The 15,241-nt window shown below is 60.5% G+C and carries 15 protein-coding genes; 5 read left to right on the plus strand and 10 right to left on the minus strand.

Going from position 1 to position 15,241, the window contains the following annotated elements; genetic code table 11:
* Window positions 1-37: 37 nt before the first annotated feature.
* Complete coding sequence (locus ACIX8_RS03945; protein ID WP_014264025.1) at window positions 38-652, minus strand: REP-associated tyrosine transposase; 615 nt, start codon at window positions 650-652, stop codon at window positions 38-40.
* Between the two features lie 59 nt (window positions 653-711).
* Between ACIX8_RS03945 and ACIX8_RS03950 the strand changes: the two genes are divergently transcribed.
* Window positions 712-1,452 carry an SDR family oxidoreductase gene (locus ACIX8_RS03950; RefSeq protein WP_014264026.1) on the plus strand — a complete coding sequence of 247 codons (741 nt, stop codon included), beginning with the start codon at window positions 712-714 and terminating at the stop codon, window positions 1,450-1,452.
* A 9-nt stretch (window positions 1,453-1,461) separates the two neighbouring features.
* On the opposite strand, the gene ACIX8_RS03955 is transcribed toward ACIX8_RS03950, so the two are convergent.
* Genes ACIX8_RS03955 through xseA form a run of 3 tightly spaced genes read right to left on the minus strand, consistent with a single transcriptional unit; the run spans window position 1,462 to window position 4,578 of the window.
* Window positions 1,462-2,298 carry a S1/P1 nuclease gene (locus tag ACIX8_RS03955; RefSeq protein WP_014264027.1) on the minus strand — a complete coding sequence of 279 codons (837 nt, stop codon included), beginning with the start codon at window positions 2,296-2,298 and terminating at the stop codon, window positions 1,462-1,464.
* Between the two features lie 29 nt (window positions 2,299-2,327).
* Window positions 2,328-2,813: a VOC family protein gene (locus ACIX8_RS03960; protein ID WP_014264028.1), complete on the minus strand. Its 486-nt coding sequence runs from the start codon at window positions 2,811-2,813 to the stop codon at window positions 2,328-2,330.
* Between the two features lie 49 nt (window positions 2,814-2,862).
* Window positions 2,863-4,578 carry an exodeoxyribonuclease VII large subunit gene (gene xseA, locus ACIX8_RS03965; protein WP_223295459.1) on the minus strand — a complete coding sequence of 572 codons (1,716 nt, stop codon included), beginning with the start codon at window positions 4,576-4,578 and terminating at the stop codon, window positions 2,863-2,865.
* Here xseA and ACIX8_RS03970 point away from each other — a divergent pair.
* Window positions 4,577-5,794 carry a potassium channel family protein gene (locus tag ACIX8_RS03970; protein WP_014264030.1) on the plus strand — a complete coding sequence of 406 codons (1,218 nt, stop codon included), beginning with the start codon at window positions 4,577-4,579 and terminating at the stop codon, window positions 5,792-5,794. The genes xseA and ACIX8_RS03970 overlap by 2 nt on opposite strands.
* A 151-nt stretch (window positions 5,795-5,945) precedes the next feature.
* Here ACIX8_RS03970 and ACIX8_RS03975 read toward each other — a convergent pair whose 3' ends face one another.
* Window positions 5,946-6,689 carry a tetratricopeptide repeat protein gene (locus tag ACIX8_RS03975; protein WP_044176132.1) on the minus strand — a complete coding sequence of 248 codons (744 nt, stop codon included), beginning with the start codon at window positions 6,687-6,689 and terminating at the stop codon, window positions 5,946-5,948.
* A gap of 385 nt (window positions 6,690-7,074) precedes the next feature.
* Between ACIX8_RS03975 and ACIX8_RS03980 the strand changes: the two genes are divergently transcribed.
* A complete protein-coding gene (locus ACIX8_RS03980) occupies window positions 7,075-7,824 on the plus strand; it encodes a GvpL/GvpF family gas vesicle protein (RefSeq protein WP_014264032.1) in 750 nt (249 codons plus the stop codon).
* 61 nt (window positions 7,825-7,885) lie between these two features.
* On the opposite strand, the gene pgsA is transcribed toward ACIX8_RS03980, so the two are convergent.
* From pgsA to ACIX8_RS04005, 5 genes are all read right to left on the minus strand, one after another.
* Window positions 7,886-8,539: a CDP-diacylglycerol--glycerol-3-phosphate 3-phosphatidyltransferase gene (gene pgsA / locus ACIX8_RS03985; protein WP_014264033.1), complete on the minus strand. Its 654-nt coding sequence runs from the start codon at window positions 8,537-8,539 to the stop codon at window positions 7,886-7,888.
* A 260-nt stretch (window positions 8,540-8,799) separates the two neighbouring features.
* Window positions 8,800-10,065, minus strand: a complete 1,266-nt coding sequence (locus tag ACIX8_RS03990) for a Glu/Leu/Phe/Val family dehydrogenase (protein WP_044177738.1) — start codon at window positions 10,063-10,065, stop codon at window positions 8,800-8,802.
* Between the two features lie 655 nt (window positions 10,066-10,720).
* On the minus strand, window positions 10,721-11,665 hold the full coding sequence (locus tag ACIX8_RS03995; protein ID WP_014264035.1) for a hypothetical protein: 945 nt from the start codon (window positions 11,663-11,665) through the stop codon (window positions 10,721-10,723).
* A gap of 27 nt (window positions 11,666-11,692) precedes the next feature.
* Entirely contained in the window at window positions 11,693-12,121 is a 429-nt protein-coding gene (locus ACIX8_RS04000; protein WP_014264036.1) for a hypothetical protein, read from the minus strand.
* 8 nt (window positions 12,122-12,129) lie between these two features.
* A complete protein-coding gene (locus tag ACIX8_RS04005; RefSeq protein WP_014264037.1) occupies window positions 12,130-12,543 on the minus strand; it encodes a hypothetical protein in 414 nt (137 codons plus the stop codon).
* A gap of 495 nt (window positions 12,544-13,038) precedes the next feature.
* Here ACIX8_RS04005 and ACIX8_RS25835 point away from each other — a divergent pair, with 495 nt between their 5' ends.
* Complete coding sequence (locus ACIX8_RS25835; protein WP_014264038.1) at window positions 13,039-13,188, plus strand: hypothetical protein; 150 nt, start codon at window positions 13,039-13,041, stop codon at window positions 13,186-13,188.
* 54 nt (window positions 13,189-13,242) lie between these two features.
* A complete protein-coding gene (gene trpE, locus ACIX8_RS04015; RefSeq protein ID WP_014264039.1) occupies window positions 13,243-14,757 on the plus strand; it encodes an anthranilate synthase component I in 1,515 nt (504 codons plus the stop codon).
* Window positions 14,758-15,241: the final 484 nt, after the last annotated feature.

A 15,241-nucleotide genomic window follows, 5' to 3' on the forward strand; every position in this document is an offset into this window, starting at 1 on the left:
GGCCTCGCGGCTTCAGTGGTATTCCGGACAATATGGATCATGGGCGCGATAAAGTTACAGGCCCGGGTTCCAGATATCTATAGGATCGAAAGCTGCTCCATAGCCACTCATCCGGCTCTTTTACGAGCCCATCTCTTACGGGGTTTCGGTGGATGTACTTCAACTTCTCGATTCGCTTTGCTTCGGTCCGCACGTTGAAGTCATAGTATCGCGTCTCCCACACGTCCTCTTCAGGGCGAGTCTTTGAGAACCTCTGCTTCAGAATCTGCATGGCCACAGAGAGAGGAGCTTTGTTTGGTTCGGCGACCAACATATGAACATGGGTCGGCATGACGACGTAGCCGAAGACATTCATGTCGTAGATCTCACGAGTTCGTTCGAGCAACTTAAGAAAGATGTCCCGAGCCTCTGGAGTGCCGAGGATCGGGCGATGGCGAACGCAGCTAACGGTGATATGGTGCAAGTCGCCGGCTTGTTGGTAGCGTCTCAAACCTGTTGGCATAGGAGAGAGTGTAGCCGAGGTGAGGAGGGCGGTCGCGCTGGTGCGCGATACCCCACCCTGCCGCGCATAAAGCCGCGCGTCGAGGATGGGGCACCCGGCTTTGGCGGTTCGGCTGAGCTTCAGCGGCGATGGTAAAAGGTAAGGGCGCATTGCAGGTTTTTGCGACGGCTTCCATGGAGTAATGGCTTTCAACCGTCTATCCTTCTGTCATGTCTCGTACTGCACTCGTTACCGGAGCCTCTCGCGGTCTTGGAGCCGCGATGGCTGTCTCTCTTGCAGAAGCTGGCCATCGCGTCGCGGTGAACTACTTCTCCAATGCCGCTCGTGCACAGCAGCTCTGCGAGGAACTGCACGCTCGTGGCTTTCAGGCTCAGGCTTTTCATGCCGATGTTCGCGAAGAGGACGATGTTGTCCGTCTGGTGCGCGAGGTCGAGTCCGCGCTGGGGCCTATCGATATCGCCGTCGTCAACGCGACAGGGCATCAACCGATGCTCTCGATCGAGCAGCAGACATGGCGTGCGTATCTCGATCAGCTTGAGTTCTTCGTCAAGTCTCCGCTGTTGATCGCGCAGGCAGTGCTGCCCGGGATGAAGCAGCGCGGCTTTGGCCGGATCATCCAGATCGGCAGTGAGGTAGTAGAGATCGGCAATCCGTGTTTTGCAAACTATGTCGCAGCCAAGGCGGCACAGCTTGGCCAGACGCGTTCGTGGGCGCGTGAGTTGGCTCCCTCTGGAGTCACGGTCAATCTGGTCGCTCCCGGCTGGATTCCCACGGAACGAGCTCTCGATGCTACCGAAGCAGAAAAACAGGCGTATACGCAGCGTGTGCCAATGCTCCGCATGGGGGTACCTGAAGAGGTGGGCCGAGTCGTCGCTTTTCTTGCAAGCGATGCTTCGGCTTTTATTACCGGGCAGAAGATCTCCGTGAATGGCGGCAATACGCTCGAGTAGGCTGAGCGATTACTTTGCAACAGGAGCCGCAGCGAACGCCGCATTGATCAACTTTGCCAGTCGTAAGCCGCCTTGCTCGAGCCGCTGGTTTACGGTTGCTATGTTCGCCTGGTAATAAGCTTCGTCGATATTGGTGCCGGGTTTTACCAGCGCTGCGCGGCCCAGATCGCGCGACTCCACGGCCCAGTCTCCCGAGGTGCCTGTTCCAGCGACCATGTTCTTCGCGGAGATCTCGGCTTCCAGCAGCTTGAGATACGCCGCGTCGTCCAGTCCGCGATGCTCAAGCAGTTTCTCGTCCCACACCGCATGGAGATTGCAGGGATGTGTGCCGCACGTCGGCGAGCCCCAGACACTTACGGCGACATCGTTGCCGCCACGGCCGACACCCAGGGCATGAAAGGGCTGGTGCAGATCGCCAACGATGTGTACCAGGAACTTCAGCGCTACGGTGCGGTCCGCCTTATCCAGGGAGGCACCGGCCACGCGCTGGTAGTTGTAATCGATCCGCTCTGGCGCGCAGTCGCGCCATTTGTCCAGGGCGCTGCCCCGCGTAACTCCCGGCTGTAGCAGGCAGTCACGATCGCGGTCGTACCCCGCCGCATCTGGAGGGATGTTGATGAAATGCCAATAGAACGTCTGGTTGTTGCCGACCAGGTAGTGATCGGCCCACGAAGACACATCGGCCAGACTCTCCGGTCCGAGCAGCGCCTGCACGCTTGCCCGAGCCTCCGGGGTCAGGTGGTCCCACGCTACTTCGGCGACCAGCCGATGTCCCTGCGGGCCCCAGGCCCACAACGGTTGCATAGAGGCGAACAACACTACAAGAGCGAGTACGAGGCGCTTCATGGCAGAAGTATATCGGCGGTGCATTGCTCTCAGGTTGCAGCCGCCAGCAGTCCGTGTAGATCGAGTGGACGTGTGTACATCGTCAACTTATCGTTGACATCCTTAGGCCACTCACTGCGTGGGCGATCCCAGTAGAGTTCAACGCCGTTGTTGTCGGGATCGCGAAGATACAGCGCTTCGCTGACGCCGTGGTCGGCGGTTCCGTCGAGAGGGATTTTGGCTGCAATCAACCTCTGTAGAGCATTGCCCAGTTCGCGCCGTGTGGGATACAGAATCGCTAGATGATAGAGCCCGGTCGTTCCCGGAGGCGGAGCGGAGCCGCCGAGGCTCTCCCAGGTGTTCAGGCCGATGTGGTGGTGATATCCACCCGCTGATAGAAATGCAGCGGAGTTGCCCATTCGCTGCATCACCTCGAACCCGAGCACACCATGGTAGAAGGCGAGGGAGCGCTCGAGGTCTGCGACGCGCAGATGCACATGACCGATGCGGGTTTCGGGATGAATGGTTTCGCTCATACAGGAGTGGATGCCTGGGAATTGGAAAAGAAGCTGGATGACTTACTGGTTATTCTTTGCTGGTGACGCGGGCTCGAACGCTGCCGTCCGCGAGCCGAGCGACGATGGTGTCGTAAGCTACAACGTTCGCCGTGGAGCGCAGCAGCTTGCCGTCGGGTCCGTACACGAGCGCGTAGCCGCGTTCCAGCACGCGCAGCGGACTAAGCGCTTCCAGCCGCGATACACAGCGTTCTACCTGCTGGTTTCGCCTCATGGTCGCGGTCGAGCCGACGCTCTGCAGGCGTACCTGCAGCCGCTCCAGGCGGCGCTTGTCTTCCGCAAGACGCAGGGCAACGTCCTGCCTCTGCAATCGAGATGTTAGCCGTGCCAGCCGCTCCTCGCGCGACCGCAAGGTGCGGGCTGCAGCAGATTCCGCGCGGAAGCTGAGTTCGTCCAGGCGCTGCTCGCGCCGGCCCAGGGCATCGCGCAAGCGGCGCAGAGCAGACTCCGCACTCAGGCGAGAGAAGCGCTGCCGTGCGCGCAGGATCTCGTAGTTGCCTGCGCGAAAGACACGTGAACGCAGACGCTCCACTCGTTCTTCAATACGGTATTGCGCTGCCGTTACAAGTTCTGCTGCTGCCGAAGGGGTTGGAGCGCAGACGTCCGCCGCTGCGTCGGTGATGGTCGTGTCGGTCGCATGGCCGATGCCCGCGATGACCGGGATTGCGCAGGCCGCAATCGCGCGTGCCACGCCTTCGTCGTCGAAGCCGTGCAGGTCTTCCCAGCTTCCTCCTCCGCGCGCGACGATCAGGACGTCCGCTAACTGAGGATGGGCGCTGAACCACTCCACTCCGGCGATGACCTCCTCCGCGCAGCGTGGGCCCTGTACCGCAGCCGGATAGATCAGCAGGTTTACCGCAGCATGGCGGCGACGGCAGACCTTTACGATGTCGCGCAGAGCGGCTCCCTGCAGGCTGGTGACGACGCCGATGCACTTGGGGAACGCCGGCAGCGGACGCTCGCGATCGAAGACCCCTTCGCGGCGCAGACGCTCTTTGAGGCGCTGTACGGCGGCGAGCAGAGCGCCCTGGCCAACCTCTTCCATCGTCTCGGCGATGAGCTGCATCTGGCCGCGGCTCTCGTACACGCTGACCTGTCCGTGCAGCCGGACGGCGTCGCCGTCCTTAGGGCGAAAGCGTAGCAGTGACGCCTGGCGGCGGAACATCACGACGGAGAGCTGCGCGTTGCCGTCCTTCAGGGTGAAGTAGCAGTGTCCACTGGCGGCGGGCCTCCAGTTGGAGATCTCGCCATCTACCGTGATCTGCCCATAGCTGCGCTCGACGAGCCCCCGCACCTCGCGCACGAGATCGCCGACGGTCCAGACGCGAGCCTCGGCCTGTGGGGTGCTGGCTACTGGCAGCGGTTCAGGGCGTGCGATTCGGATCGTCGTGTTCAGGCTGCGGGATTGTTCGGCGATGATGTCAGCCGCCGACACAGCCTGTTCCTGCTGCGGTTCGGCCATTTCGTTTGGGGCGTCATCGAATGCCGGCAGCGTGTCGAACAGCGAGAGGGCTTGTTCAGGCTGCGGGGACTTCGGGCGAGCGGGGCGGCGGCCCGCGCCGCGGCGCAGACTGGCAAAGCTCGGCATGTCGTCGGAATCAGACATCGTGAAGATGAGTTTACTCCGCCAGGCGAGAGAGCTCACTTGTGGAGAGCGCGATGAAAATCGATAAAGTTTCGCAATCCCTTTGCCGTCATGCGCTGGAGCCGTTAGAGTGAAATCCATGCACCCCACCGCAATTGTCTTCGGCTGCCTGTTTCTGGCCGGCGTCCTGCTGGATGCCTTCCAGACCATCATCCTGCCGCGTCGCCCGGTGGGCCGCTTCCGCATTACGCAGCTCTTTTTCCTCTTCACATGGCGCCCCTGGGAATACCTGATCGAACACTTCATGCCGCGCCGAAAGCGCGACCAGCTTTACAGCTTCTATGGGCCGCTCTCGCTGTTGATGCTGTTCGGCCTCTGGGCGCTGCTGCTGGTGACGGCCTATATGCTGATCTACTTCGGCCTGCATACGCCGTTCTCCGATCCTACCCATCCAACCACGCCCTTTGAGTATCTGCGCAGTTGTTTTTACGTCAGCGGAACGACCCTGTTTACGCTGGGCCTGGGAGATGTTCAACCCACAACGCAGATTGCCCGAATGCTGCTCGTGCTCGAGTCGGGAACGGGGCTCGGCTTCGTTGCGCTGGTCATCGGCTATGTGCCGGTGCTGTACACCGCGTTTTCACAGCGTGAAATCTCTGTCGCGCTACTGGATGGGCGGGCCGGTTCGCCTCCCGCTGCCGGGGAGTTATTGCAGCGGCACAACTTCAGCGGCGGTCATCAGGCGCTCACGCTTTTGCTTGCCGAATGGGAACGATGGTGTGCCGAGATGCTCGAGACGCATATCTCGTACCCGATTCTCTGCTACTACCGGTCGCAGCATGACAATCAAAGCTGGCTTGCCGGGCTTACCGCCGTGCTCGATACCTGCGCTCTGTTGATCACTACGATCGAAGGCCCCAGCACACGCCAGGCGCAGCTCACCTTCGCTATCGGACGGCATACGCTGGTCGATCTCGGGCACGTCTTTCGACTAGAGAAGAACGAGCAGCGCTATCGAGAGGCGCCTCCGGTCCGTCTTCGCGACGAGGAGTTTGCGCGTCTCTGCGAGATGCTGACAGGAGCCGGTTTCTCGCTCTGCGGCGATGTCGAGTCTCATGAGCGGCTCAGCGCGATCCGCAAGCTCTATGAGCCGCATGCCTGCGCCCTGTCGGATTATCTTCATCTGCCGCTTCCATTCTGGGCGCCCCCGCCCCCCGATCCCCTGCGCAAGCACGATGGATGGACGACGGTAGCCAGCCTCCGTACGCCCGCAGCCCTCGCCGACCGCCTGGCAACGCATGTCAGTGTGCGCTCGACGGCCTCGCAGTTGCACGACAATGAATTGCATCCGCTGTAGGAAAAGGGATTAGGAAACAGGGATTAGGGATTAGGGATTAGGGAAAAGCCGGCCCCTTGTGGTTTCGCCTATCGCTACAGCAACTGCAAAGGCCACCCGAAGGTGGCCTTTGTTGTAACTAATCCCTAATCCCTGTTTCCTTATCCCTGCTCTACTGTGGTCCACCTGGCTGGGGGTTCAGCTTCTCAGCGGCGAGTGCGCCGGCGGGGCCAGGATTGCCCTTGGCGTCCTTGTCTTTGTCCTTCAGCTTGGCGTAGATCTCTTTGGCCTTGTCGGCCTTGCCTTCGGCGCTGTACAGCTCGGCGAGCTGGATCTGAGCGAGGCCCGGAGGGACAGTGGAAGCCTTGCCGTTCGAAAGCTCGTTGTAGAGGTCGACGGCCTGGGCATCGCGGTTGGTCTGCTCATAGATCTGTGCGAGTGACATCTTTGCGAGAGCGGCGAGGTCGTGGTTCCAGCTTCCGGCAACCTTCTTGAAGGTGTCTTCCGCGGGACCGTTCTGGCCCTCTTCCATGTAGGTCAGGCCAGAGAAGTAGAGCGCGAGCTTGCCGGACTCCGTCAGGCCGTAGTGCTGGGCAACGCTCTGGAACTGAGTGTTGGCAGCGGCTGCGCGCTCACTGATCGAGGCATAGCTCTTGGTGCCCGGAGGCAAGGGTTGGCCGGGCATGGCCACAGGGGTCTGATAGGTCTGCATGGCCTCGCCGAAGGCCGTAGCGGCGGCCGTCGAGTGATGCTGGAACAGGACATAACCGCCGACGATGGCGAGGATCACCACTACGGCTGCAACGCCAGCGCCGATGGCTGTCTGACGATTGTTCTTGGCCCACTCGGCGCCGTGCTCGGTGAGGGTAATGAACTGGTCTGGCTGCTTCAATTCACGCTTGGTCGCGTTATCCACTTGAATTCCGTCCTTAAAAACATCTGCAAGAGATCGCGGGCCCACCGTCCACGCATCCATCCAGTCTAGCAGTTCGCGGAGCCTGGAGCCCCAAATTGGCGCAAAAGCAGGAAAACAGGGGAGGATAGGCGTTTGCTGCCAACCGGAGGCTATTGACACATTAGTTAATAAGTTTTTTATTCCCTCGGTAACGGTTTTCCAGCTCTTGCCAATCGTATGAATTAGGGCATAGTATCTGCTCGCAATCGGTTCAGTGCACAATTCCCAGGGCACGCGCCAGGTTGCGCTCGTTCACATGCTTTTTGCTGTTTTGACGTTTGAAAACAACAAATTACCTGACAGGGCACTTGACCCCCTCAGCGTTTTCAGGAGCGACATAAATTTTATGGCATGGTATGCCTACTGCATCGCCGAACGTAGTGCGTTTCCCGAACTGGCACGTCATCGCCGTCCGACCCCATTGACTGGAGTTACCGGTCTTTTTGGAAACCAAACCTTCCTTTTCCCAGCAGCCGATCTTGCGGTCGTCGTCTCCGAGCATCAGCCCGAAGACGCTGCCCGCATGGTGGGGGCCGATGCCCAGTTGGCGGCCCGCGACCATTGTCGTGTGATCTCCAGTTGTTTCGCCAAATCCACGGTTCTACCGTTCCGGTTTGGAACCACGTTTGAGGATGACGACGCCCTGCGCCGTTCCGTCCGTTCCAATCAGCGGCATTTCCTGGCTAACGTCGAGCGTCTGCGCGGCAAGGCCGAGATGCACATCAAGCTCCTGGTGGACGATATCTGTCCGGAGACCAAGGGGATGGGGCATCAGCCTGCGACTGTCGGTCAGCAGTATCTGTCGCACCTGCGCGAGTCGGCGAGCCGCCAGCGCGAGCGCCAGTCGCGCGCACGGGCGCTCTCCGTGCAGATGCACCGGATGTTCCTCCCGCTAGCCGAAGAGGTCACCTGCAAGCGCATGGACTCGGGCAAGATGCTGCTGGACATCGCTCACCTGGTGGACAAGAAGACCGTGGAGCGCTATCAGAACAAGTACAGCACCGCTACGCAGCAGATGAAGGACTGCAACATGCAACTCTCAGGCCCCTGGCCGCCGTATCACTTCGTGCATCGCGATCAGCGCACGAACGCGTAGGCTGTGATTCGACACACGCAAGAATGCCCCGGCGATCGCCGGGGCATTCTTGCGTGTGTTCTTAAACTGTTGGGGCGATCTCGCGTTTTTTGCGGCTCAATATCGAACTGCGGCGGCGGCGCTTGCCGGTAGAGGCGCGGTCGATCTTCTTCCAGAAACCGACGAAGTAGTCCACCGCCGAGATGATCGATACGATCGACATCCAGTAGATCGCGGTGACGGCGATCAGGTGCACGCCGATCGGGAAGCCCCACAGGTTCCAGTAGTCCCAGCGATGATTCAGGATCGCCGCCACGACCGAGACGATCTGGATGACGGTCTTCAGCTTGCCCAGTTCGCTGGCCTCGATGGTGAAGCCCTCGGAGGACGCAATCGATCGCAGGCCGCTCACGAGGAACTCGCGGCCGATGACCAGCACCGCAATCCAGGGGGGGACGATGCGGGGGTTGTAGGCCACCAGAACGATATAGGCGGCGGTTACCATCAGCTTGTCCGCCAGCGGATCGAGCAGGATGCCCAGTGTGGTGATTTGGCCACGCTTGCGAGCCAGGTAGCCGTCGAGGCCGTCCGTGATCGAAGCCAGAATGAACAGTGCCGAGGCAAAGAGCTCCTGCTCGCCGTGGAACCCCTGCAAGGGGAACTTCGGCGACAACGCCCAGATCAGCAGCGGGACGCTGGCGATGCGGGTGAGCGTGATGGAGTTGGGCAGGTTCACGGAAATGGGCCTACGGGTTCACGGAAATGAAGGGTGCGTGAACACTGTCATTCTCCCATACAGCAGAGTGTAGAGAGTAGAGGATAGCGTGTAGAGAAAAACTGCGCTGCTCTCTACACTCTATCCTCTAGAGCATTTTCCCTGTTGCTGGGAGTCCGAAAGCGGGCGTGCAGTGGCGTTTTCATTGGGGAAAACGCCCATAAAGATCGAGGCACCGCTCTACCCTACAGGGAAAATCCTCTACCCTCTACACTCTGCCTTTACGCGTAGATTCCGCGCTGTTTAGTCGTATAGGCTACGCGGTCGATCGCCAGCATGTAGGCGGCGATGCGGTTGTTGACCTCGTGTTTTACCGCGTATTGCAGAACGTCGTCGAAGCTGTCGATCATGATGCGCTCGAGCCGCTGGTTGACCTCGTCTTCAGTCCAGAAGTAGCCCATGCGGTCCTGGACCCACTCGAAGTAGCTGGTGGTGACGCCGCCGGCGTTGGCCAGGATGTCCGGGATGACGAAGACGCCCTTGTCGGCGAGGATCTCGTCGGCGACGGTTGTTGTCGGTCCGTTCGCGCCCTCACACAGGATGCGCGCCTTGATGCGGTCGGCGTTTTTGCTGGTGATGACGTTTTCCGTCGCGGCGGGGATCAGCACGTCGCATTTACGGGTGAGCAGGTCGTCCTTGTCGGCGGCGTCGGCCCCGGGGAAGCCGTGGATGACGCCGTGCCGGGCGCGATACTCCAGCAGTTCGCTGATGTCGATGCCGTTGGGGTTGAAGAGCGCGCCGTCGTACTCGCCGATGCCGATGACCTTATAGCCCTTGTCCCAGAGCAGCTTGGCGGAGTTCGAGCCGACGTTGCCGAAGCCCTGCACGATGACGGTCGTGCTCTCGGGGGTCATGTTCAGGTACTTCAGCGCCTGGTCGCAGACGATGCTGACGCCGCGGCCTGTGGCCTCGCGACGGCCGCGCGAGCCGCCGATATTAACGGGCTTGCCCGTTACCACGCTGGTTACGGTCTGGCCCATGTGCATGGAGTAGGTGTCCATGATCCAGGCCATGGTCTGCTCGTTGGTGTTCATGTCCGGCGCCGGCACATCTTTTTCCGGCCCTATGAACTCGATCAGCGAGGCGGTGTAGCGGCGCGTCATGCGCTCGAGCTCGCCCTGGCTCATCTTCTTGGGGTCGCAGATCACGCCGCCCTTGGCACCGCCGAAGGGGATGTTGACCACGGCGCACTTCCAGGTCATCCAGCTTGCGAGCGCGCGTACTTCGTCCAGCGAGACGTCCGGCGCGTAGCGGATGCCGCCCTTGGCGGGGCCGCGCGCCACGGAGTGCTGCACGCGATAGCCGGTGAAGACTTCAATGCTGCCGTCGTCCATGCTGACCGGAATGTGCACGATGATCTCGCGCGAGGGATAACGCAGCACCTTCCAGATTCCAGCGTCGAGTTTCAGTCGTGTGGCGGCTTCATCGAAGCGCGCCGCCTGCGCCTCCCATGGATTTGTCTCTTGCTCCAGCGTGAGCGTTTGCATCGTGTTTCTCTTCCTCTCGGTTACAGGTACCAGCGATTCCTCGGCCATTGCGCTCGCTCCTTGAATCCGTCTTTTGCACACTCAAGGACAGCATAGACCCGATAGGGTCTTTGGCCAGGCCGATCCGTGGCCAAACATTGGATCATAGGCCTGTATTTCAAGTACATGCAAGGCGGGAGGTGCTTCTTTTTGTTCACATTATCTTCCAGGGCGTGTCTCTAAAGTTGCAGCATCAGTCAAAGCTGGTTCGAAATATAAGCTGCTGGAAATGGTGGGGTGGCTCTCTTGCCCGTAAGAGTGCAGCTACGCGTTACGAGGCATCTTCTGCGACGCGCTGCTGCATGAAGACACGCCCGCCTTCATGGCAGCGATGAAGACACTCAAACCATTGGAGCCGCCATACCGAACCGTTCGGACAAGCAAGTTCTCCCCGCCGGGTACACCGTGAACAGCTGGACCTGTTGCCCGGGGACGGGTACAAGCGCATCCGGGGAGGCGACGATGCTGATGGACTGGGTGTGGATGTACCGGTAGAGGTCGCGCTAGAGCAAATTTCCTGTTACTGGGAAGTTGAATCGGGCGTGCAGTACCGTTTTTCTGGGGGAAAACAGCCATAAATGTCGCGGTTCCGCTATACACCTACAGGAAATTTGCGCTAGCGGTGGCCGCCGATGGGGGGTGAGGGCAAGGTGGACTGGATCATGTGGGCGGGGATGGAGCCGGTCTGCTCTGCGCTGGACTGGGCGTGGGGGTGGTTGCTGAAGAAAAGTTTGTGCGCTCCCCAGCCGCTGAACCAGCCAGCACCAGCACCGGCGATGGCGGCAACGGCAAGAAGGGTGAGACCGCCGGTTTCAGGGGCAAGGACGAGAAGGAGGGCGACGGTGCCCTCCGAGGCGAGGGCGCCACCGGCCCAGCTTGCGCCTTCGACGCCAGCAGTCTGGAGTTTTTCACCCTTGGGGGCTTTGTAGACGTTGTAAGCGGAAGCGGCGATGCCGAGGGGGAGGAGGATTTTGCCGCCGACGCGAAGATACTCGCCCGCGCGTGCGGCGCTGCCGCTAACGACGCTGTTGGGGCGAACGGAGCCGGAGATCAGCCACTCATCCATGGTGGCGCCGGACGCTTGGAATTTGGGGTTGCCGAGGGCTTTGCGAATAAGGTTTGCGTCAGTTCGACCACCGATGCCGTAGCCCTCAAAGCGCTTGAGGGCGGCAGGCATTTTCTGGGGTAGCCAGTCGCGGGCTTCAAGCGCGACGGTTGCGGCCGGGCCTTGGCGGATGCGGAGGCCACGTGCGATGCGGGTGCGCTCGGCGGTGGCCCACGGCGCGATTTCAGCGTCAGAGACGCCCGAGGCTCGTTTGGCGTCGATTTCGACCTTGAGCTGACCGACCTGCTGGTTGTAGCTGTCGCGGATCTTGTCGACGTTTGTGAGGAAGGTGGTGCCGACGCCGAGGGTGGAGCCACTGCCGATGGCCTCGAGTGTGCGGACGGCTTCGCCGTGGTCGCGTGCGGGAACTTTGATGGTGCGGGCGCGGCGGTGGTGGCTGTCGGGGTGGGCCTGGGCTATGGAGTTGGGCTGATGGTTGGGCTGCGGGGTCGGCATAAGGCTCCGGCTTCTGGTTGAGCGGGGTTACAAGGGCGTGGGCGGGAAGACGGCGGGGTCGAGGGGGCCCTGGAGCTCCCAAGGGAAGTCGGCTGTGGGGATGGATTCCGGGGGCGCGACCTTGGGGCCTGGGCTTTGGAGCATGCCGAGGATGCCGCCCGTCATCCAGCGTTTGGGCGGCCAGAAGATCTGCGCTTTGAAGTAGCCGCGATTGCCCTGAAGGTGTTGGGCCCATGCCTTGTGGGTGGGGAGGCCGATGTCGTCGGGGATGACCCAGAGGGCGTCGCCGAAGTCCATGAGGTCGAAGCGGCCGTCGTTACCGTGGAGGGGGGAACCGAACTCGACCTCAATGACCCGGCGGAGGGCGGCCAGGGGGCGCTCGGCAGCGATGCGCCCGTCGATGCGAAAGCGGATGAGGGGTGGGTCGTAGAGGATGGCAGGCGTTTGGGCGGCCATGGGATACGTTAGTTGCCCATAGCGACGTTGATGAAGTTTTTGCCGTCGAGGGCGGGCTGGATGCTAAGCGACAGGGTGTGATTGCCGCCGCCGCCGCTGCCGGTGGTGAAGTTGGAAATCCAGCCCTGGAAGGTGTAGGTACAGAGGGCGTCGGCCTGGTTTTCGTCCTGCCAGAACTCGATCTTGATGGTCTTGATCTTTTCGCGGGTGACGCCATTGGCCAGGTCGTAGAGGGCCTGGAGGGTGGCGTAGGTGAGGTTGACGGTGTCGTGCATGTCGGCGGTGCACTCGATGGCGCAGCGGGTGGAGCCTATCATGGGCATGCCCATGTCGTCGTGGACGGTGGCGAGGGAGACGTGGGCGGCGAGGGCATTGAACTTGTTGCCATCAATGGTGATGGTGGTGTTAGAGGGCTGAGGCATCGCGGAGAGGGTCCCCTTCGGGGTGGATTATACCCTGCCAGAAGGGGTTGGGTGGTCCGATTTCGTGCTTGGGGATGGAACGGGGAGCAGGAGGTTGCGGCATTCACTCCAGCTAATTCGACCAGAGTGCTCGTTCTGTCGACTTGTGACTGAAAGGGGCGAATGTTGTAGTCGTGCCATCGTAGTGCGTCATTCGTTCGTTGCAGAATGAGGGGCGAGCAAGCCTTGGGCCTTTTGTTCGCAGCCGAAAAAAGCCCGGGTCTAAAGGCCAATTTCTACATGGTCCTTATTCCGTAGCCTAAGGCTACGGCTATTCCGTCTTCTTGACGCTGAAGCGTCCGGGCGTGCGCTTCGCGCTGTGCTCGGAATGACAACCAGAAAAGCAAAAGCAAAAGCAGAGGTAACGCTTTGCGCAATTTGATGACAGGCCTACACCTGTTGTCTGCCTTGCATCTCACTGCATTGGGATACGTCCTGAACGAGGAGAGATACTGAATGACGAAACTGAAACCGCTTGCAGCCTTTCTTTTGGCTGGTGTGGTCATGCTGGGGCTGACGGGTTGCCCGCACCATCATCGCGATCATTACCCACCACCGCCTGATCACCACGATATCGATCATGACCACGACGGGGATCACCACTAGGTTCTTCGGAGTTCATTAGAGCGCCTGTGGGCATCTCCTCGGTATCATGAGGAGATGCCTACGCGCACGATTACGACACCGTCCCTCCGCGACTTCCAACGGCTTGCCCGAACCCACTCGCTGGTCCCCGTTACGCGCACCGTCGCCGCCGATCTTGAAACCCCTGTCTCGGCCTTTCTGCGTGTTGCCGCGAAAGAGCCTGAGGCCTTTCTGCTGGAGTCTGTCGAAGGCGGCGAGCATGTGGGCCGGTATACCTTCATCGGGATTCGACCCTACAAGAAGATGATTGCGCGCGACGGCCAGATCACCGTCATCGAAGGCCGCAAGCGGCGCACCTATGACGCCGATATCTTCAGCGAGTTGAAGACCGCTCTGGAAGGCGAGACGCCGGCCAAGCTGCCCGGTCTGCCGCCTTTTACCGCCGGTGCTGTGGGCTTCTTTGCGTATGACGTCGTGCGTCGCATTGAGAAGTTGCCGGAGCTGGCTGCCGACGAACTTCATGTTCCGGACGCGTACCTGATGTTCTTCGACGAGGTGCTGGCCTTCGATCATGTGAAGAAGGCGATCCATTTGATTGTGACGGCGGGGGCTCGGGCGCGGCTGAACACCGCGGCCTATGCCGATGCGAATAAGCGGCTCAACCGGCTGGAACGCCTGTTGAACACCGCGATTCCGAAGCTCCCTGTCTCCAGCGCGAAGGGAGCGCTCAAGCTGAAGCCGCGCACGAAGGCTGCCGACTTTATGCGCGCCGTCGAGACGACGAAGGAGTACATCACGGCGGGAGACATCTTCCAGTGCGTGCTCTCGCAGCGCTTCGACTGCGTGCCGGGTGTCGATGCGTTCGAGATCTATCGCTCCCTGCGCATCGTGAATCCCTCGCCCTATCTGTACTTTCTGCGCTTTGGCCTGGGAGGGGAAGGGAAGAAGAGCAAGAAGCGGGAGGCGCATATTGTGGGCTCGTCGCCGGAGCTATTGGTCCGTGTGCACGATGGCAATGTTGAGTATCGTCCCATTGCAGGCACGCGTCCTCGCGGTACGGATGAAGCCGCGGACCGCGCGCTTGAGGAGAGCCTGCGCTCCGACGCCAAGGAGGTGGCGGAGCATGTGATGCTCGTTGACCTTGGCCGCAACGATGTAGGCCGTGTCAGCGAGTACGGCACGGTGCGGGTAAAGGACCTGATGTTTATCGAGCGCTACTCGCATGTGATGCATTTGGTGAGCGCGCTCGAAGGCAAGCTACGCTCGGACCTTGCGCCGGTCGATGCCTTCCGGGCCTGCTTCCCTGCGGGTACGCTGAGTGGTGCACCGAAGATCCGGGCGATGGAGATTATCGAAGAGCTTGAGCCTGCGCGGCGCGGTGTCTATGGCGGCGCGATCTTCTATGCGGATTTCAGCGGCAACCTTGATTCCTGCATTGCGATTCGCACGTTGTTTATGGATGGGGAGAAGGGTTATATCCAGGCGGGTGCGGGGATTGTTGCCGATTCGGTGCCTCTGAAGGAGCATGAAGAGTGTGGGAATAAGGCTAAGGCTGTGGTGAGAGCGATTGAGCGGGCGAGAGGTGTGTGAGCTTTAGGGGTGGCGGTAATTCGTTCCCGGTTTAGCCAAATGGCTTTGAAGGGGCGGGGCTTCAGCCCTGCCGTTGAGATAGCACCTAAAGCGGCTTCAGCCGCAGAGGGTGGCAGGCGAGAAGTGCACGCTTATTCCAGCATCATTCCCTCAGTGGCTAAAGCCACTGCATATAGCGACTTCTAACGGCGGGGCTGAAGCCCCGCCCCTTCAAAGCAAAAGCGGGCTGTAGCCCTGAGGAGCGACCTATCGTGGCTGCACGATATACCGCCCCTTCAGGGCTCAATTTCCTTTACTACTTGACCCAGGGTTCCTGCACCGCAGCGAGCAAAGAACGCTCGCTGCGGATGCATCCACCCTGGGCTGGGATATACCGCCCCTTTGGGGCTTTACCCGTGGCTGTCTTTGCATTTTCCCCGTTGATCGAAATGACAGGCTTTGGTGGGTAGGTTTGTCAGTACATCGGTAGTACTAAAATGCATTC

The organism is Granulicella mallensis MP5ACTX8, from assembly GCF_000178955.2.
In the GTDB taxonomy this organism is placed as follows: domain Bacteria; phylum Acidobacteriota; class Terriglobia; order Terriglobales; family Acidobacteriaceae; genus Granulicella; species Granulicella mallensis.